This is a genomic window from Mariniradius sediminis (assembly GCF_021491425.1).
Lineage (GTDB): Bacteria > Bacteroidota > Bacteroidia > Cytophagales > Cyclobacteriaceae > Mariniradius > Mariniradius saccharolyticus.
The window spans coordinates 51513-70436 of sequence record NZ_JAKEVZ010000005.1 but is presented as its reverse complement, the minus strand read 5'-3'; the positions used below and the strand labels follow the sequence as shown (position 1 = coordinate 70436).

Here is an 18924-nt window from a genome sequence, read left to right as displayed (position 1 = left end):
TTTTAGATGTGAGAGTTGAGAAAGGAGAACCAAGAACCAAGAGACAAGAAGCAAGATGAGAGCTCATCATTTAAATGTCTCAAGATTGACGATTCACGAATTTCCACATATCCTTTCCAATCCAATTGCTGATTCTATACTTGGTACCAATAACAAATAACGTAATAACCACTAACAGTCTCAAATCTTGAGTCTTATGTCCTGTTTCTTATGCCTTGCGTCTTGCTACACTCCAGAATAAGCGGAAAAACCGCCATCAACTGGAATGATTGTACCAGTTACAAATTTGGAAGCGTCTGAGCAAAGCCATTGCAGTACTCCCAACAGGTCATCTGGTTTACCAAATCGATTCATGGGGGTATGGCCGATGATCTTTAGGCCTCGGTCAGTGAGACTTCCATCGGTTTTTGTCAGTAGGTTTCTGTTCTGTTCGGTTAGAAAAAACCCGGGAGCGATAGCATTTACCCGGAAATTTTCCCCATGCTTTTGGGCAAGTTCCACTGCGAGCCACTTGGTTAAGTTGTCGATCGCCGCCTTTGCCGATGCATAACCGACTACTCTTGTCATTGGCCTACTGGCAGCCATAGAGGATATGTTGATGATATTTCCAGCCTTATTTTCAAGCATCAATGGAAATAGACACTTTATCGGTACCAAAGTACCCTGATAATTCAAATCCATCACTTTACTTACAGCCTCGACGGACAAATCGGAGAGTACTTGCTCAGGCCCGACGATTGCCTGGGGCATATTTCCCCCTGCTAAGTTCACCAAAATATCTATGTAAACATGTTTTTGGCCAATCTGCGAAGCGACCGATTCCACCTGCTTTTCATCCGTCACATCCGCAATAAATCCTTCGGCTTGACCACCTGAAACCCGGATAGATTCGAGAAGCGCATTGATCTTATCGGGGGTACGACCAATGATCAACACTTGCGCTCCTTCGTTTGCCAAATGTTTGGCCATGGACTCGCCCAATACGCCCGTAGCACCGGTGATCGCGATTTTCTTATCCTTGACCGAAAACATCCCCATGATTATGTGTTTGGGAAGCCAAAATAATTCTTGGCGTTGAAGTAACAAATATCCTGAACAATCTTTCCAATCCAAGCTTCATCGAGGGGGAGAAGCCCGTTTTGCATGTCTTTCCCAAATAAATTACAAAGAATCCTACGGAAATACTCGTGCCTCGGAAAAGAAAGGAAGCTCCTGGAATCCGTGAGCATGCCGATGAAACAGGAAATCAGCCCCATGTTGGAGAGGGTATTGATCTGTGCTTCCATTCCGTCCTTTTGGTCCAAAAACCACCATCCTGATCCAAATTGGATTTTGCCTTTCACCGAACCGTCGTTGAAGTTTCCAACCATCGTAGCAAATACCTCATTGTCCGAAGGATTCAAATTATAGAGGACAGTTTTTGCAAGTTGATCTGTGTTGTCCAGTTCGTTAAGAAACTTCGAAAGCGCTTGTGCCTGGCTGAAATCACCAATTGAATCAAAACCTGTGTCAGGACCCAATTTTGCCAACATACGGGAATTGTTGTTGCGCAGTGCTCCCAAGTGAAACTGTTGTGTCCATCCCTTTTGATGGTACATGCGGCAGAGTTGCAGTAAGACCGCATATTTGAAATAGGCCGCCTCTTCCGTTTCGATCCGCTGTCCATTCTTTGATTTTTCAAAAATCAATGCCTCATCATGCACACCAGATTCAAACCAATAAAGTCGCTCCATGCCATGATCGGAAAGCCTACATTGGTTTAGATGAAAAAAATCAATCCTCTTTTGCAAGGCCTCCAAAAGCGCTGGATAGTCGACGATATCCACCCCCGAAGAAGTACCCAATCTTTCCAAGTATGTCCAGTATCCAGGCTGATCGATCGCGAATGCTTTGTCCGGCCGAAATGCTGGGAACATTTTGAAATTCTCAGATCCTTTGGAAAAAGATTGGTGATGCTCCAAACTATCGGCAGGATCATCTGTGGTGCACACCACTTCGACATTCATCCTTTCCAACAACCTTCTCGTACTGAAGTCGGAGGAATTTGTAAGCTCGGAACACTGGTGATAAAGCTGGGTTCCGTTAGTCGGGCCGAGGAGCTGATTGATGGCGTAATATCGCGACAACTCCATGTGAGTCCAATGGTAAAGCGGATTCCTCAGGGTATATGGGACAGTTTCGGACCACTTCTCAAACTTCTCCAGATCACTTGCATCGCCTGTGATATACTGCTCCTGAATCCCCAAAGTCCGCATCGCCCGCCACTTGTAATGGTCCCCGGCGAGCCAAATTTGGGTGATATTTTCAAATATGCGGTTGGCAGCGATTTGGTCCGGTGGGAGGTGGTTATGGTAATCAATGATCGGAAGTGATGCGGCGAAATCATGGTAAAGTGTCTTGGAATACTTGTTTTCCAATAAAAAATCTTCGTCCAGAAATGAATTGGGATAATCCTTGCTCATGTATCGCGGCATTAGGATTTAATAGGTTAAGAGATACTTAAAATTAGGCGAATAATGAGGCAGTCGACTTACCGGAGTTGGAAAAGCATGCAAACGTTTTCGAGATTTCGTTTTTTTCAATTCCCTGTTTCATTCAAGAAAATAAAATTGAATCTTAGGGCACCGAATGCGATTTGTACCTATAAGCCACCATGTCCGAAATCAATATAAAACACCTCGCGAAAATGCTCAATTTGGCCCCATCGACCGTTTCGAGGGCTCTGAATGACAGTTACGAAATTTCGCAGGCGACCAAAGACCGTGTACAGGCGTTGGCAAAATCGCTTCACTACCAACCCAATCCGTTTGCAAGAAGCCTCCGAGCCCAAAAAAGCAAAACGATCGCCGTCATCATTCCCGAGCGTATCAACAACTACTTTTCGCAAGTAATCGAGGGGATTGAATCCATTACCCAGGAATTTGGCTACCACCTGCTTGTGTACAGCACACATGAAAATTTGGATACAGAAAAAAAGATCCTTTCCTATCTGGTGAATGGGCGGGCGGATGCCATTGTCATGTCCGTTTCGAGTCAAACAAGGGAGATTGACCATCTTGAAAATGTCTTCCAAAACAAGGTTCCCATTATATTTTTTGACCGGATTTGCAGGGAAATACCGACTACAAAATTCATCACAAACGACTACCAAAGCGGCTACAATGCCACGATGCACTTAATTGAAAAAGGTTGTAAAAAGATCTTTTTCCTGCTTTTGTCCCGAGATATCTCGATAGGAAAGGAGCGACTTCGCGGCTACATAGATGCAGTTAAGGACTCAGGTTTGGCCTTCTCGGAATCTTGGGTGGTACAATGTTCCCAAGATGAGGCAGGCAATTTGGCATTGATCAAGCGATTCCTTTATGGGATGGATCGTCCGGATGGGATACTCGCTTCGGTTGAGAAACTGGCAATTTCGACCTATCAAGCAGCCAAGGAGATGCGTTTGAACATGCCCAAGGATTTCAAGATGATTTCCTTTTCAAACATGAAAATTGCGGGCCTACTCAATCCGCCACTTTCGACCATTTCACAGCCGGCATTTCAAGTCGGTGCAGAATGCGCCAAACTGCTGATGCAAAAGCTCACCAAACCAAAACAGCCGCCCTTGGAAGACAGAGTCATCGAAATTCCCTCAAAAATGGAACTCCGGGAGTCATCAGGGGATTAGATTAATCCATGCAAATGATTTTGGCTATTGCATCACCAAAATATTCATTGCCACATCCTTTGACATAAAGATGGATTTTTTGCCATCGACCAAGATCTCAACCGAGCCGTCAAATTCAACTTTGTCCAAAACCTTAATGCGCGCGCCGATGTACGCGCCAACCTTGTCCAAGTATTTCAGGAATGCGGCACTGCTGTCCTTGACCGCTACGATCTGCCCCGATGCACCTACCTCCAATTCCGAAAGGGGGAACCGAGGACGAGATTTCACTTCGCCAAACTCGTCAGGTATCGGATCTCCGTGGGGGTCAAACTTTGGATAACCCAAATATTCGTCGAGCCGCTGCACAAGGATTTGTGACCGTACATGCTCCAGTTCATCGGCGACCTCGTGCACCTCATCCCAGGAGAATTTTAATTTTTCTACCAAAAAGACTTCCCAAATCCGCTGTTTTCTGATGGTTTGCAAGGCTAGTTTTTTTCCATCTTCAGTAAGGTGGACGCCGTAATATTTCCTGTATTCGATGACGCCTTTTTCACCTAGTTTCTGCATCATATCGGTCACGGAGGCAGGTTTTGTGCGCATCGCATGCGACACGTCATTGGTAGCGACACCTTTTTTTCCGCCATCGGATAGGTGATAGATCGCCTTCAGATAATTCTCTTCTGCAAAAGTCAGCACAGGTGGTTCAATTTGGAATTATGGCAAAAATACCATTTTAGACTATACTAAAAAATAATTTTCTTCAACCTAATTCGGGTGTGGATAAGTCAGCATAGATTGTGGGGTAGGTTTTAGAATTGGGTAAAAATATTTTTTGGATTGGCTAAAAAATGATCCATATAATTGTATTTCAAATATTTATGAATATAAAGGGCATTTGAAAACTCGAAATTTCACGAAGTGATGGCAGTTTCCGTGCTAGCAAACCCAGTATCCACCGCGGGGTATTTGTGGATATCTTTTTAAACCGAGGATATGGAACTGGCAAAGGCACCATTGGGAAACAGTGCCTTAGAACAGGAGACGCGATCAGAAAGAATTCTTAACTATTACGAGTCAAGGATTCACTTCACAAAAGATGCTATTGTGTCTAAAAATTCGGTTTCCTGACTTTTCCAAGTAAGGCTCACGTCAGGATTTTTAGTGAAAAATGAGCGGTTATCCAATTCAAGAACTACATTCGGAATACCTGAAAAATCTCGGAAATCAACAGCAAAACCTCCACCAAACGATTTTACAATTTCATCCCACTTTGGATTCGGGCTGAATAGGCAAATTTTTCCAAGCGCCAGTGATTCATACAGCTTGCTTGGAACCTTATCCCGTATGCTTTCGATTTGCCAATAGGGTAACAACACAATGTCTGCTTGATGGTAAGCATTGAGTATCCGCTCATAGGGAATAGGGCCGGATGAAATTTCCAAAGTCAATCCAACAAAAGGCATCTCCTCTTCTAGCTTTTCCTGAAAGCTTTGCTTCGGGCAGTGTCCGATCACATGGAGTTCACTATTTGGCCTCCGCTTTTTGAATTCCTTAACCCATTGAATTCCGGTCAAAGCCCCATATACCTCTGTAATTGTACCAGAAATTAAAAAGCGAAGAGGACGTTCTGTTGAAAGTTGATAGGATTGGATCGATACGACCGGCTTAAAAAACCTATTCTCCAATACCGTGGCGGGCCTAAATTTTGGCAACTCTTCCAAATAACAGCGTTCTGCCAAAAAGAAATGGTCCACAAATGGCCTCGAACATGATTCAAAAATTCCAACAATCGCCGTTGAAATCGACCTTGCAAAGCCGCCAACTGTTCTGTTTTGACTAATGTTCAAAATATAATTTTCCTGTACATCGTACACCAATTTGTACTTGAGTATCCACTTTGCCAGGACGGAGACGGGCAAGAGTTCATAAGTGGTGACGATTAGAATTTCAGGCCTTATTTTCCAGATTTTCACTAGAAATGCCCATGAAACCAATAGCCTTTTGGGGTGGGTTCGTTGCTTTGAAAATAAAGTTTGAAAATGGATGTCTCCCTCGGGCGGTTCACTTTTTGAAGAAAATCCTATGATGTTAATCTCGTATTTATTTGTTTCACGCAGCGAAAAACCAAACCTGAAGTAGGCCCGGGGGTCTTTGACTGGTTTCAGGACCGAGGCAATCGCAACGCTGTTTTTTCGCATGTAAAAGTTTCGAATCAACCAAAAATATGGATTTACAATCGATAATTGAAAACGCTTGGGTAAACAGGGATTTACTGAAAGAGAAGGATGTCGAAATCGCCATCAAGACTGTCATCAATGAATTGGACACCGGCATGCTGCGTGTGGCCGAGCCTTTGGAAGACGGTTCTTGGAAGGTAAATGACTGGGTCAAAAAGGCCGTAATTCTCTATTTCCCGATCCAAAAAATGCACACAATCGAAGTCGGCCCATTCGAATTCCACGATAAAATGGCTTTGAAAACCAATTACGCCAAGCAAGGTGTTCGGGTCGTTCCCCACGCGGTAGCGCGTTATGGGGCATTCCTTGCAAATGGTGTGGTGATGATGCCTTCCTACGTAAATATCGGCGCATACGTCGATAGTGGCACGATGGTTGATACGTGGGCAACCGTTGGTTCCTGCGCCCAAATTGGGAAGAATGTGCATCTCAGCGGCGGGGTCGGCATTGGCGGGGTTTTAGAACCAGTCCAAGCAGCACCGGTAATTGTGGAAGACGGCGCATTCATCGGGTCAAGGGCCATCATCGTCGAAGGCGTGAGGATTGGAAAAGAGGCAGTAATCGGAGCCGGGGTCACATTGACTGCGAGTTCAAAGATCATTGATGTGACTGGACATGAACCCGTGGAGCACAAAGGATATGTTCCGCCACGTTCGGTGGTCATCCCTGGTTCACTGACAAAAAGATTTCCGGCCGGTGAGTTTCAGGTGCCATGTGCCCTCATCATCGGACAGCGAAAGGCTTCTACTGACCTCAAGACATCCCTCAACGACGCGCTGAGAGAAAACAACGTGGCAGTATAAATATCAAAGAATGAAAGTATCACATTGGGTTTTTGCCGCCCTGATTGGCATCATGAGTTTGGTTTCTTGTTCTGAAAACCTTTCCAATAAAGGCGATCAATTGTACAGTGAGGGAAAATTCCAAGAAGCAGTCATTGAATATGACAACGTCTTGAAAAATAAACCCAAATATGTGAAGGCGCTTTACAACCGTGGTAGGGCCTATGAGGAAATGGGGGATTTTTCCAAAGCGGAGAAGGATTTCTTGGCAGCATATGCGCAGGATACTAAAAATACCCAAGTACTCTTGAGCCTTTCCAACATTTACCAAAAACAAAAAAACCATAACTCAGCCCTCCTATATGCGGATGCTGCAACCCAAGTACCCGGGGCTCCGGCCATGGCGTTTTTTATGAAAGGCCGCGCACTCCATCAAATCGGAAGCACCGAAGATGCGATGAAGGAATACAGCTTGGCGATACAGATTGACAAGGATTTTGGTCAAGCTTACTATTACAGGGGCATGCTCAAAATCGCGACGGATCGAAAAAGGTCAGGCTGCGAGGATATTCGAGCTGCGATCAAACTTGATTATCCGGATGCTAAACCCGCATTGGAAAAGTACTGTAAGTGAGGGCAAAAAAAAGCCTGAATCGTTAAGATTCAGGCTTTTTTAATCAATTGATTTTTTGATACTTATATAATATTAACCAAACTTATGGATGAAGTGAATTTCGCAATTTTTCAAATCCATTGAAGTACCGGGGATTGTTCGATGGTTGGTGGTTGCAGAGTTCTTCTGTCACCAATCTGCCTTCACCTTTGCAGGTTCTACAATCGGATTTTTCGGTCAGCGTTCCCTCGCATTTTGGACAGGTAACTTTGCCTTTTCCTTCGCATTTGTCGCAGTCATGGTATTCGACGATATTGAAAATATTGCGCACCTTCACGATTCCCGTACCCATACATTTATTGCAGCCGACCATTCCTATTTGGCGACAAAGGCTACAGGTTTGCTGAATTTGGCGGTCACCATGGCAGGTAGGGCAGTACTCGTACCGATATCCGCGACGGTCGCAAAGTCTACATTCTGCTATCGCTGCCAAATGGGATTGAAGCACGGCTTCAAGGTTTTTTGCCTTTTCATAATTGTCACCGCGGAAGCCATTGATTTCGAGATATTTATTTAAAAATGCGGCTGAATTATCGTATTGGCCAAGTTCAAAGAGTGTTTCCGCGAAAAAGTACGGCATCTCCGGAGGAATCGCCAATCCATTTTCGATGATTTGTCTGAAGTAACTGTTGGCTTTTTCAAAATTCCCCTTTTCCATTTCCGCAAGTGCGCTGTTCATCAAACGCGTGGAGTTGCCGAGATTTGGCCTCACTTGTGAAAACGCCAAATCAGGGCTACAAAACAGGATAATAGACAATAAGAAATAAACAACGGGTCTGGTAACTCTATGCATGCTAAGCTTTTCCAGCGAGACTGATTTGTCCGAAAATTGAAAGATTTTGTTCACTATTCCTAACCACAGGAAAAATTCCGGTTTTTCAATATTTTTTTGTTAATTGAGGATAGTTCGGGGAAAAAACGGGGAATTTCACTAGATGGAACCGAGCTTGGTGGATTTTTCATGTAAAAACCAAAAATTAATTATTATGTTACAGGACATCATTAATCAGACAGCAGACGGCTTGCTTTCGGATCTCAAGGGCAAAATCGGCTTGGATGAGGACAAGGCAAAAGAAACATTAAATGTCTCAAAAGACAGCCTGATTTCCTCTTTGGGAAAAGAGGTCGGGTCGGGAAATATCGACGGGATACTCAATATGCTGAATGCAGGACCGGGGGCTCAGAATACCGATTTGTTCAAAAACCTGATGGCGGGACTGAACTCAAGCTATATTTCCAAACTAGGCATAAGTCCTGAAATGGCTTCCAAAATTGGAAACTTGGTCTTGCCAATGATCGTCTCGGCGATTTCGGGATCCAAATCGGGAGAAATCGGCAAAGTCGATCTGATGAAAATGTTGGGCGAGGGATTCGGCGGGTCCCTAATGGGGAAAGCAGGTGACCTACTTAAAGGAGGACTTGGAAATTTGTTTAAATAATCACTTCACTCTTAAATTTAATAATCATGTCAAAAACAATCACCATGATCGAGGGCATCGGCCCTGCTTACCAAGAAAAACTTGCTGGTGCAGGTATAAAGACCGTAGAAGCGCTCTTGGAAAAAGGTGCCTCAAAAAAGGGAAGGTCGGAAATTTCAGCTGCCAGCGGAATCAGCGAAACATTGATTTTGGATTGGGTCAATATGGCCGATCTGTTTAGGATCAACGGCATTGCCAGCCAATTTGCGGAGCTCTTGAAAGCAGCAGGCGTCGACACAGTCAAAGAACTGAGAACCAGAAATCCGGAAAACTTACACAAAGCACTCACGGAAACCAATGAAGCGAAAAAATTGACTAGGGTGGTTCCCGCTTTGTCCCAGGTAGAGGACTTCATCAACCAAGCCAAGTCTTTGGAACCTGTTGTGACACATTGATGATTGAAACCAGGAAAATAATAAAGCCTGAACACCGATTAGAAGTGTTCAGGTTTTTTTATTTTGCTTCCATAATTCCCTTTTTATTCTTCGACAATGAGCAAATCAGACGAATTCAAGCAGCACTTAGAGCAGGGCTATACTTTCAAAGGCCCGTCCATTATTTTGGGAACGGGAATCCTCAACAACGAGCCGATCTCCCATGCCCAAGTCAAAATTCCGCTTAAAACCCTCAACCGACATGGTTTGATTGCCGGTGCAACGGGTACCGGAAAGACCAAGACGCTCCAAGTGATTGCCGAACAGCTTTCACTCAATGGTGTGCCCTCTGTGCTGATGGATTTGAAGGGTGACCTTTCAGGCATTGCGATGCCAGGTTCTGTTAATCCCCATGTCGAAAAGCGCCGTGACCTAATTGGTATCGACTATAATCCGACCGGACTTCCCGTTGAGTTGATGACCATCAGCCACGAGAATGGCGTGAAGCTTCGGGCAACTGTTTCTGAATTTGGGCCCGTTCTTATGTCCCAAATCATGGAATTGAACGATACCCAGCGGGGCGTGATGGCATTGGTGTTTAGATATTGTGACACCCATCATTTGCCCTTGCTTGATCTGAAGGATCTGAAAAAGGTCCTGCAATACGTCACCAATGAGGGCAAAGAGGAAATTACAAAGGAATTTGGTGCAGTATCACCAGCAACGGTAAATACCATCATGCGAAAGATCATTGAACTCGAACAGCAAGGGGCGGAGGATTTTTTTGGGGAACCTTCCTTTGAAGTAGAGGATTTTGTGCGGACGGTGGATGGAAAAGGAGTCGTGTCAATCATTAGATTGACCGATATTCAAAACCGCCCGAAATTGTTTTCCACCTTTATGCTCAGCTTGTTGTCTGAGATTTATGAGACATTTCCAGAACAGGGCGACGCGGAGAAGCCCAAACTTTGTCTGTTTATTGACGAAGCACATTTGGTTTTTTCCAACGCCTCAAAGGATCTTTTGGAAAAGATCGAAGCAATTGTCAAGCTCATCCGTTCCAAAGGAGTTGGAGTGTTCTTCTGCACCCAAACGCCAACAGACGTTCCGGACAGTGTCTTGGGGCAGTTGGGCTTGAAGGTGCAGCATGCACTAAGGGCATTTACCGCCAAGGACAGGAAGGATATTTCAAAAACAGCCGAAAACTATCCGATTTCCGCATTTTATAAAACAGACGAGACATTGACCTCCATGGGAATAGGGGAGGCTTTGGTTACGGCATTGAACGAAAAAGGAATTCCAACACCCTTGGCCCATGTGCTGCTGCGTCCGCCAGTATCAAGGATGGATGTTTTGAGTGATCAGGAAATCCAAACTTTGGTATCTAAGTCTCCTTTGGTGAGGAAATACAATGTCGAACTGGATCGAGACAGCGCTTTTGAGTTGTTGGAAAAGAAAATCAGCAGGGCAGAGGCTGCTGCTGAACAGGCTTCCGCACCCATTCCAAAGAAAACCACGTCAGCAAGAGCTGCCAAAGAGACATCTCTGATTGATGAACTCAGCAAAAACACAATGGTGAGGCAAATCGGCAGAACCATTTTCAGGGAATTGACGCGGGGAATTTTAGGTTCTTTCTCAGGCAAAAAGCGATAATCCTTGGCCAAGATAAAAATAGGTGTGATTGGTGCGGGTGCGGCGGGATATTTCGCTGCGATTCATGCATCCTCATCCAATTCGGAAGTCACCATTTTGGAAAAAACATCCAAGTCACTCGCCAAGGTGAAAATCTCGGGAGGGGGCAGGTGTAATGTGACCCACGCTGCGTTTGAGATTAGCAAGTTGGCAAAGAACTACCCAAGAGGGGAAAAATTCTTGAAGAAAGTATTTCGGCATTTCGCCGTGAGCGATACCGTCGAATGGTTTGAATCAAGAGGCGTGTCGCTAAAAACTGAGGCCGACGGGCGAATGTTTCCTACCACTGACGATTCCCAAAACATCATCGATGCACTTGAAAAAGAGGCTTCTGAAAAAGGAGTGAAATTGGTTTTCAAATTCCCGGTCCAACAAGTAAAGAGAGTTGCCAAGGGATTTGAAGTTCATGGAAAAGACCACAGTTTTGTATTTGACAGAATTATTGTGTGCACAGGTGGGAGCCCAAAAATCGATGGATTCAATTTTCTTAAATCATTGGTTACCAATATAATAAATCCAATACCTTCACTATTTACTTTCAATACTCCGACCGAGCCAATTCGCAGATTCATGGGCCTTTCGGTACCTGATGCCCATATTAGATTGGAAGGTACCAAACTTGCCTACCGTGGCCCTTTACTGATTACCCATTGGGGTCTAAGCGGTCCCGCTGTATTGAAGTTATCTGCATTTGGCGCGGATTGGCTTCACGCGCAACAATATGTGGCAAATGCCCATATTCGTTGGCAGGCAGATTGGACGGAAGATTTCCTGGCAACCCAAATGGGTCAATTCCAACAAAATCATCCAAAAAAGAGAATAAGTGGCAACCCGCTTTTCGGAATTCCTGCAAGGCTTTGGGAACATCTTGTAGATAAATCAGAAATCTCCGAGGAACTTCTATGGCAAAACCTTCCGAAAAAGAATTTTCACAAACTGCTTCAAAATCTTTTTTGCTATATTGTCCACATAGAGGGCAAGACAACCTTCAAGGATGAGTTTGTGACCGCAGGGGGAGTTGATTTGGCTGAAGTTGACCCAGACACGATGATGAGTCGTACCTGCCCGAACCTTTTCTTTGCCGGAGAGGTTCTCAACATCGACGGAATTACCGGGGGCTTTAACTTCCAAGCTGCCTGGAGTACCGGTTATCTTGCGGGAAAAAGCGCTTTATCAATCTAAATATGTCAACCAATCCACCACCTGTAAATTTCGAACGCGTAGAGGAAATGGCCGAAGGAGACGCTGATTTCAGGGCTGAACTGATATCTGCACTTTTCAAATCACTTTCGGAATTAAAGGAAAAATACCTGGAAGGCGCAGAAAAGCATGATTTGGAAATTCTTTCCCAAATCCGCCATAAGGTGAAGCCTGCTTTGGCATTGTTTGAGATCCAAACCGTCGAGGGAATCATCCAGGAAGGAAAGCAAATTCTTCAGGAACAGGGCTTTGGCGAGGCTTTTTTGGAGCATTTGAGTCAATTTCTTGATGCCATTGATGATGCGGTTGCCGTGGTCGAAGCCGAATTGGGAAATACTCCCGAAGCCTAATCAGGCAATTTTTTCGACCAAATCGACTAGGCGGTTGGAGTAACCCGCCTCGTTGTCATACCAACCAACCACCTTGACCAAATTTCCCTTTGCAGAAGTCAGGCCAGCATCCAAGATGCAGGAATGTGGATTTCCGATGATATCAATCGAGACAATAGGCGCAGTTTGGTATTCAAGTATACCTTTCAGATTGTTCATCGAAGCGGATCTGAATGCGGCATTCACCTCTTCAGTGGTGCATTCTCTTTTCAACAATACAATGAGATCGGTCAGCGAACCATCTGGAACGGGCACTCGCATGGCCGAAGCCTCGATCTTGTCTTTCAAATGCGGCAATACGACTTCCATGGCCTTCGCGGCATGGGTGGTTGTCGGGATGATCGAATACGCGGCGGCACGAGCCCTGCGTAAATCCCGATGTGGCGAGTCATGTAGGTTCTGATCGTTGGTATAGGAATGGACGGTAGAAACGAAGCCTTTTTCGATTCCAAACGCTTCGTCCAATACCTTAACCATAGGCGCAAGACAGTTGGTGGTACAGGATGCATTCGATATGATCGTCTCATTTCCAATCAAAATCTGCTCATTGACTCCCAGGACAATGGTAGGAACTTCCGGGCTAGGAGAGGGGGCGGTGATGATCACTTTTTTCGCACCCGCTTGGAGGTGTGCAGCGGCAGATTCCTTTGACGTGAATTTGCCTGTCGATTCCAAAACGATATCGATATCCAAATCCCTCCATGGGATCATCGCGGGATCCTTTTCCCCAAAAATCTTGACACGCTTACCCCCAACGACAATATTTTGACCTTCAGCCACAACTGAATCCTTGTATTTACCATGAATGGAATCATATTGCAACAAGTGCGCGAGCGTGGCGGGATCCGTTAGGTCATTGACTGCAACGAGCTCGAGGTTGGGCCTTTCCAGTAGCAACTTGAAAGTCAGCCTGCCGATGCGGCCACATCCGTTGATAGCAACGCGGGTTTTTTTCATGGTAATCAAAAGGTGATGATCTCGCTGCGAAATTAGATAAAACACACAGAAGTAATCCCAAATTTTTTCGATTCTGATTCAGCGGGTTGGGACAAAATTCCAAATATTTTTCTGTCTAGTTTTGCAGAAAGCCCGAAAGCCTCTATATTTGCAACACCTTTTGAAAAAGAGGCCCAAAAACCCAAAAATGGTCGGTTCGTCTAGGGGTTAGGACGTATCCCTTTCACGGATAAAACACGGGTTCGATTCCCGTACCGACTACGCAGACACTGATATTTCAGTGTCTTATTTTTGAAAAATGGTCGATTCGTCTAGGGGTTAGGACGTATCCCTTTCACGGATAAAACACGGGTTCGATTCCCGTATCGACTACAACAAATTGATGTTTTTCATCATTCGGATTGCGAAAGCATGACGAATTTGTTTTATGGTTGTTAGTGGTTAAAGTGAGTGAAAACCCGATCTTCTTAGGTCGGGTTTTTTTCGTTATGGCAAAGTGGGGAAGCGATTCTCGCAAAGAAAATAGAGGTGCAAAGAGCGCAGAAAAAGTAAAATCTCGCCAAGACGCTAGGACGCCAAGAAGTGGGTTTCAAAATGCCAAATAGTGTTTTTTCCGTCTCGGAGGTCTTTGGGTGATATCCATTTCCACAAATGCTCGAAATACTTTCTGCCATCTGCGACTGAACACTGTTTCCTTTGCAGTCTTTGCGAGGAGCGTACAGCAAGGAATGCGTGAATCCTTATTTTGTCCCACTGTAAACTGCTACTGCTTTCTGAGACTGCTACTGCCTCCTAGAAAGGATACTTATTCAAGTCAATACCCCATAAATAGGGGAGCAGGAAGAGAACAAAACCTGAGATGAGCAAGATCGAAAGGATGTTCATCCAAAAGCCCGCTTTCACCATATCGTTCATCCGCAAATATCCTGAGCCGAATACCACTGCGTTTGGCGGAGTGGCAACGGGCAACATAAATGCGCAACTCGCCGCCAATGTAGCGCCGACCATCAATCCAAAGGGATGCACGCCTAGTGAAGATGCCACCGCAGCCAAAATCGGCAATATCATCGATGCCGTTGCTACGTTGGATGTGACTTCAGTCAGGAAATTGACTGCAGCCACTACGATCAACAAGAATAATCCAAATGCCAGGTAATCCAAGAACACAAACTGACTGCCTATCCAATCCGCCAAGCCGGTGACTTTGAAACCTTCAGCCAAAGCCATACCGCCACCGAAAAGCAAGAGAATTCCCCAAGGAATGCGTTCTGCTGTTTTCCAGTCTAATAGGTTAGTTTTTGGTTTGGAAGAGGGGAGGACGAAAAGAAGGAGCACGCCCACAAAGGCAATAATCGTATCGTCCAATGCAGGCAGCCATTGCTGCAGGAGGAAAGTCCGGGAAATCCAAGCCACACTCACAAGGCCAAAAACCACCGAAACGCGCTTTTCTTCAACACTCATCGATCCGAGTAGGTCCAATTGCCGCTTGATCTCATCCTTGCCGCCAGTCAACTGTAAATCCTTTGTCAATGGAAAGCCGATTTTGACAAGATAAAACCAACAAAGTATAAGCAGAACGACCGACAGAGGAAAACCAAAGATAAACCAATCAAAAAAACTGATTTCAAAGCCAAAAAGCTCCTTGACCAATCCGGCCAAAATAATGTTGGTAGGCGTACCAATCAACGTCGCCATACCGCCAATGGAAGCGCCGTAGGCAATCCCCAGCATCATCGCCTTGCCCAAATAATTATCTATCAGTGGATTATTTTCTGATTCGGGGGAGAGTTGGTTGACGACCGCCATCGCAATAGGGAGCATCATCAGGGAGGTAGCTGTATTGGATATCCACATGGAAAGAAAACCGGTCGCCACCATAAATCCCAACATCACCAAAGGTACATTGGTCCCGATCCAGGAGATAATCGTCAAAGCAATGCGCTTGTGCAGGTTCCATTTTTCGATCGTGACTGCGATCATAAATCCGCCCATGTACAACAAGACCATGGGATGGGAATATGAAGCAGCCGTATCCGCGATCGGCAACGCGCCCAGCAACGGCAAAAGAACCAAAGGCAACAAAGACGTGGCCGCAATAGGAATAGCTTCGGTAATCCACCAAGTTGCAATCCAAAGGGTCACGGCAAGCATTGCCTGTGCACTTGGCGACAATCCCTCAGCTTTGACTGCAAAAAGGACCAAGAGAAAGAAAAAGGGACCGAGAAATAATCCTAAACGTGCCGGGTTGATTTTTTGCGCCATGGGTTGATAATAGGCTGTATGTTACCAAAAATTCCGAGCATGCACAAGATGGTAGGGATAAGTGGATCGATGGCAAGACATTTCAGTCTTCAAGATTGTAATTGAGGCTGGGGGATGCTAATTGGTTTGAAAGCCTGAATTTGGATGATAGAATTTATTATATTTAACATAATGTAAATTATATAACAAACAATAAGGCCTCTCTAACAAACTATCATCGGATTTGCTATCCAACATTAATACTCCAAAATAAACTTAGACAGATTCTGATGGGAATCCAAGCCAAGTTTCTTGCGCAGCCTATATCGGGAAACTTCCACGCCGCGCAACGTGATACCCATAAGGTTCGCGATTTCCTTGGTGTCCATATTGAGACGCAGAAATGCACAAAGTTTTTGTTCGCCCGGCGTCAAGTCCCGAAACTCCGCCGTCAATCGGGAAAGGAAATCTCCATGTACGCGATCAAAGTGATATTCGAATTGCTTCCAGTCCTCATGAACCTTCAGCGTGGAATCGATTTCCTTGAAAATCCGCTCTAGTGCAAGTTGCTTGTCTTCAACCTTGTCCGTTTTCGTTGCCACTCGGATTTCTTCCTTGATGTTTTCCATGAACTCGTTTTTCACGACCAAGTTCATTGTCGATGCCGCTAAAAGCGCATTCAGATGCTGAAGCTCGGTTTTAGTCTGTTCCTCTTTGACCTCCTGCAGTTCTTTCTGCTTTTTTTCTATTTCCATTTTCCGGGACCGTTCCAGTTCAGCTTGCTTTCTCTTGTAGTATTGCCGCTGTGCTTGGTAAGCTAGGTACAACACGGTCAGTCCAAGCAAAAAGTAAATCACCTTCGCAAAGAAACTCTTATAAAATGGAGGCATGACGATCACTTTCAGCGGTTTGCTTGTCACTATTTCACCACGGGCGCCAAATGTCTGAACCTCAAAATCATACTCCCCGACCTTCAGGTTGGTGTATTCCTTGACAAATGAGTTTGTCCAATCCCCGAAATCTTTGTCAAAACCACTGAGTCTGTACCGGAAATTCTGATTGTTGACATCGCCAAAAACGAAAGATTCCATCACAAACTGCAAAACCCGTGTGCCTTCGGTAATCCGAATCGGCTCGATTTCCTGGGGCCTTTCGCTGAATGGTTTTCTAAAATACAAGGTACTATCTTCGGCTACATTGATGATCTTTCCTACCAAGGGTTCTTTGTTAAAAGACACCCTATCCTCCAGCCGTGGGTCATAATAGATAAAACCTTCATTGGCATTGAACAAAACCCCGTTTGTAACGTTCGTGGAAACGCTCAGCAGGTCGTTGTTGAAAGATTGGCGAAGCTGAAACAAGGACGATGGCACGTCTACGTAATTTCCCGGTCCAACCTGCTTAAAAAGTGCCATCGCGTTTTCGGACTGTACATAGACATTTCTTTGCTTGTCCTGTACAAACTGGTAAATCCAGTCTTTGCCTACTACTTTTGAAAACACGGTCTCCTCCTCTATCGTGCCCGAATTCTGATTTAATTTGAAGATACCTTTTGTAGTGCAAATGTATATTTCGTCATCCACCCTGCTCAGAAACACGTATTGTTGAATCGGTAGCTGACTGGATTCCGATATCTTTTCCACATCTGCTTCCCTTAGTGTATTGCTCAAACTAATCATATAGAGGCCTTTATAATATTGGCCTACCCAGATTCTTCCCTTTATATCTTCTTCGAAAAACCGACTTGATTCATTAAATCCCTTGATTTTTTGGACCTCACGCAATACGCCTTTTTCATCAATCTCAAACAAATGAAGACCTGAGTAAGTACCTCCAATCGCATACTTCGGATTTGCACTCAGGGGCTTCACCTGCCAAAGCCCGTCGCTTGTCAATATTCTGGTGGCTTTTCCATTTTCCAGCATAAACAAACCGGTATGGTGCCCCGCATACAACTTCTCGTTTATTTGTTGCAGACCATAAGCCGGACCTTCTGTACCTGTAAGAAACATACTCTCAGCCTTGCCTATCGGTCGAAAGTAAATGCCATTCGATGTAGTGAAATAGATACCCTCGCCTGTCTCAAAAGCCTCATATCCACTCCCCTCCAAGCCAATATTTTGGTTTATCAGTCTTATTGGAGATCTTATATCTATAAGTGCAATCCCGTTCTGCATACCTACCCATAGGCTGCCACCGTTATCTTGAAACACCCGGAGACAGGCATTCGACAGCAGACCACCGTCTACTGTGATGTTTTCCAACTGACCAGATTGCATGTCAAAAATATACAAGCCAGCACGTTGGGTAGAAATTACGAGGCGCCCATCCGATATTTGGGCCACATGGTTGACATATTTTCTCGACAATGCATTTGCGAGATCAGGAAAAATCCCCTTGGAACCCGATGTGTCCAAGAATTCGACTTCACCAGAGTTATAGATGACCACGTACCCCGTTTCTTTTCTCACCACACCCGCCACTACCTGGTTTACGCGTGAATTTCGGCCAAGCGGCATCAATTTGTTTCCGTCGATCTCAAAAAGTTCACCGGACTGCGACTGGGTAAACAACTTGTTATTGACCAAAAAAGACCTGTTAAACCCATTTGGATGGCTGATTACAGAGACACCTTGGCCGTCATAGCGATAGATGCCTTGGAAAGTGCAGAAAAACACATTCGAACCCAAAATGAAAACATCCCAAACCTCATCAAAGTCGCGCTCATCTTCCGGAATCTTTTCAAGCAAAGAAACATAACGCCAATCGTCCTCAAAAAAACCGAAATCGCCCTGAGACCCGACGTACAATCGGTCCAATCCCACATCAAATGCCAACGAACGCTGCTTCTTCCCGGTGTTTCGGGCGTAGGTTTTCCATTGGTTTCCATTGAAGGACAATACACCAAGATTATTTGCAACAAATAGGTTCAAATCCCTGTTCTGCGCGAAGTCGATATTCTGAATCCCAGCACCATATTCAGCTGGCGTGAAATTCCGAATCGGATATTTTCCCGAAAAGGCATGGGTAGCCGAGATCACCGACAGAAATAAGGAAAATATTAGCCAATTCTTCAAAAAAAACCGAGAATCTGGCATAAATCGTTTTAGTCTGCTTGTTGTAGTACTCATATCTAGCAAATGTATTCAGAAAAATCGATTGCACTGCGCAATTTTAAAGTTTTGTAGTAGTAATGAGAAAGAATTGACGTAGTCGTTTTTTTCTTTTTTTCAGGTTGAATTGGGT

16 protein-coding genes and 2 tRNA genes are annotated in these 18924 nt (G+C 44.8%); 10 read left to right on the top strand and 8 right to left on the bottom strand.

Features of this window, described 5'->3' with window-relative positions; all coding sequences use genetic code 11:
* Window positions 1–225: 225 nt before the first annotated feature.
* Window positions 226–1038, bottom strand: a complete 813-nt coding sequence (locus L0U89_RS07710) for an SDR family oxidoreductase (protein ID WP_234861009.1) — start codon at window positions 1036–1038, stop codon at window positions 226–228.
* A 2-nt stretch (window positions 1039–1040) separates the two neighbouring features.
* On the bottom strand, window positions 1041–2462 hold the full coding sequence (uxaC, locus tag L0U89_RS07705; RefSeq protein ID WP_234861008.1) for a glucuronate isomerase: 1422 nt from the start codon (window positions 2460–2462) through the stop codon (window positions 1041–1043).
* A gap of 191 nt (window positions 2463–2653) precedes the next feature.
* Between uxaC and L0U89_RS07700 the strand changes: the two genes are divergently transcribed.
* Entirely contained in the window at window positions 2654–3670 is a 1017-nt protein-coding gene (locus tag L0U89_RS07700) for a LacI family DNA-binding transcriptional regulator (protein ID WP_255777851.1), read from the top strand.
* A gap of 24 nt (window positions 3671–3694) precedes the next feature.
* On the opposite strand, the gene L0U89_RS07695 is transcribed toward L0U89_RS07700, so the two are convergent.
* On the bottom strand, window positions 3695–4351 hold the full coding sequence (locus tag L0U89_RS07695; protein ID WP_234861006.1) for a metal-dependent transcriptional regulator: 657 nt from the start codon (window positions 4349–4351) through the stop codon (window positions 3695–3697).
* Between the two features lie 386 nt (window positions 4352–4737).
* The gene (locus L0U89_RS07690; protein ID WP_234861005.1) at window positions 4738–5853 is read right to left on the bottom strand and encodes a glycosyltransferase; all 1116 of its coding nucleotides are present in this window, start codon (window positions 5851–5853) and stop codon (window positions 4738–4740) included.
* A gap of 26 nt (window positions 5854–5879) precedes the next feature.
* Here L0U89_RS07690 and L0U89_RS07685 point away from each other — a divergent pair, with 26 nt between their 5' ends.
* Entirely contained in the window at window positions 5880–6695 is an 816-nt protein-coding gene (locus L0U89_RS07685; RefSeq protein WP_234861004.1) for a 2,3,4,5-tetrahydropyridine-2,6-dicarboxylate N-succinyltransferase, read from the top strand.
* A gap of 10 nt (window positions 6696–6705) precedes the next feature.
* The gene (locus L0U89_RS07680; protein WP_234861003.1) at window positions 6706–7308 is read left to right on the top strand and encodes a tetratricopeptide repeat protein; all 603 of its coding nucleotides are present in this window, start codon (window positions 6706–6708) and stop codon (window positions 7306–7308) included.
* 82 nt (window positions 7309–7390) lie between these two features.
* On the opposite strand, the gene L0U89_RS07675 is transcribed toward L0U89_RS07680, so the two are convergent.
* Complete coding sequence (locus tag L0U89_RS07675) at window positions 7391–8140, bottom strand: tetratricopeptide repeat protein (RefSeq protein WP_234861002.1); 750 nt, start codon at window positions 8138–8140, stop codon at window positions 7391–7393.
* A 193-nt stretch (window positions 8141–8333) separates the two neighbouring features.
* Between L0U89_RS07675 and L0U89_RS07670 the strand changes: the two genes are divergently transcribed.
* The 5 genes from L0U89_RS07670 to L0U89_RS07650 all read left to right on the top strand — a co-directional run bounded on the left by L0U89_RS07670 (window position 8334) and on the right by L0U89_RS07650 (window position 12441).
* The gene (locus L0U89_RS07670) at window positions 8334–8786 is read left to right on the top strand and encodes a hypothetical protein (protein WP_234861001.1); all 453 of its coding nucleotides are present in this window, start codon (window positions 8334–8336) and stop codon (window positions 8784–8786) included.
* A gap of 26 nt (window positions 8787–8812) precedes the next feature.
* The gene (locus L0U89_RS07665; protein WP_234861000.1) at window positions 8813–9220 is read left to right on the top strand and encodes a DUF4332 domain-containing protein; all 408 of its coding nucleotides are present in this window, start codon (window positions 8813–8815) and stop codon (window positions 9218–9220) included.
* A gap of 96 nt (window positions 9221–9316) precedes the next feature.
* Window positions 9317–10852, top strand: a complete 1536-nt coding sequence (locus tag L0U89_RS07660; RefSeq protein WP_234860999.1) for a helicase HerA-like domain-containing protein — start codon at window positions 9317–9319, stop codon at window positions 10850–10852.
* Window positions 10853–10864: 12 nt separating this feature from the next.
* Entirely contained in the window at window positions 10865–12073 is a 1209-nt protein-coding gene (locus L0U89_RS07655; protein WP_439651550.1) for a BaiN/RdsA family NAD(P)/FAD-dependent oxidoreductase, read from the top strand.
* 2 nt (window positions 12074–12075) lie between these two features.
* A complete protein-coding gene (locus tag L0U89_RS07650) occupies window positions 12076–12441 on the top strand; it encodes a hypothetical protein (RefSeq protein ID WP_234860997.1) in 366 nt (121 codons plus the stop codon).
* Here L0U89_RS07650 and gap read toward each other — a convergent pair whose 3' ends face one another.
* Window positions 12442–13437 carry a type I glyceraldehyde-3-phosphate dehydrogenase gene (gene gap, locus L0U89_RS07645; protein WP_234860996.1) on the bottom strand — a complete coding sequence of 332 codons (996 nt, stop codon included), beginning with the start codon at window positions 13435–13437 and terminating at the stop codon, window positions 12442–12444.
* Between the two features lie 189 nt (window positions 13438–13626).
* On the opposite strand from gap, the gene L0U89_RS07640 reads away from it, so the two are divergent.
* Window positions 13627–13698 (top strand) — tRNA-Glu (locus L0U89_RS07640).
* 39 nt (window positions 13699–13737) lie between these two features.
* Window positions 13738–13809, top strand: a tRNA-Glu gene (locus L0U89_RS07635).
* A gap of 420 nt (window positions 13810–14229) precedes the next feature.
* Here the strand turns inward: L0U89_RS07635 and L0U89_RS07630 are convergent.
* Both L0U89_RS07630 and L0U89_RS07625 read right to left on the bottom strand, forming a co-directional pair.
* A complete protein-coding gene (locus tag L0U89_RS07630) occupies window positions 14230–15699 on the bottom strand; it encodes an SLC13 family permease (protein WP_234860995.1) in 1470 nt (489 codons plus the stop codon).
* A 236-nt stretch (window positions 15700–15935) separates the two neighbouring features.
* Window positions 15936–18755, bottom strand: coding sequence for a ligand-binding sensor domain-containing protein (locus L0U89_RS07625; protein WP_234860994.1), 2820 nt, complete (start codon window positions 18753–18755; stop codon window positions 15936–15938).
* Window positions 18756–18924: the final 169 nt, after the last annotated feature.

Coding starts and splice junctions, on each gene's coding strand:
- L0U89_RS07710 (WP_234861009.1), bottom strand. CDS start 1,038: ATGGGGATGTTTTCGGTCAAGGATAAGAAAATCGCGATCACCGGTGCT.
- uxaC (WP_234861008.1), bottom strand. CDS start 2,462: ATGAGCAAGGATTATCCCAATTCATTTCTGGACGAAGATTTTTTATTG.
- L0U89_RS07700 (WP_255777851.1), top strand. CDS start 2,654: ATGTCCGAAATCAATATAAAACACCTCGCGAAAATGCTCAATTTGGCC.
- L0U89_RS07690 (WP_234861005.1), bottom strand. CDS start 5,853: ATGCGAAAAAACAGCGTTGCGATTGCCTCGGTCCTGAAACCAGTCAAA.
- L0U89_RS07685 (WP_234861004.1), top strand. CDS start 5,880: ATGGATTTACAATCGATAATTGAAAACGCTTGGGTAAACAGGGATTTA.
- L0U89_RS07680 (WP_234861003.1), top strand. CDS start 6,706: ATGAAAGTATCACATTGGGTTTTTGCCGCCCTGATTGGCATCATGAGT.
- L0U89_RS07675 (WP_234861002.1), bottom strand. CDS start 8,140: ATGCATAGAGTTACCAGACCCGTTGTTTATTTCTTATTGTCTATTATC.
- L0U89_RS07670 (WP_234861001.1), top strand. CDS start 8,334: ATGTTACAGGACATCATTAATCAGACAGCAGACGGCTTGCTTTCGGAT.
- L0U89_RS07665 (WP_234861000.1), top strand. CDS start 8,813: ATGTCAAAAACAATCACCATGATCGAGGGCATCGGCCCTGCTTACCAA.
- L0U89_RS07660 (WP_234860999.1), top strand. CDS start 9,317: ATGAGCAAATCAGACGAATTCAAGCAGCACTTAGAGCAGGGCTATACT.
- L0U89_RS07650 (WP_234860997.1), top strand. CDS start 12,076: ATGTCAACCAATCCACCACCTGTAAATTTCGAACGCGTAGAGGAAATG.
- gap (WP_234860996.1), bottom strand. CDS start 13,437: ATGAAAAAAACCCGCGTTGCTATCAACGGATGTGGCCGCATCGGCAGG.
- L0U89_RS07630 (WP_234860995.1), bottom strand. CDS start 15,699: ATGGCGCAAAAAATCAACCCGGCACGTTTAGGATTATTTCTCGGTCCC.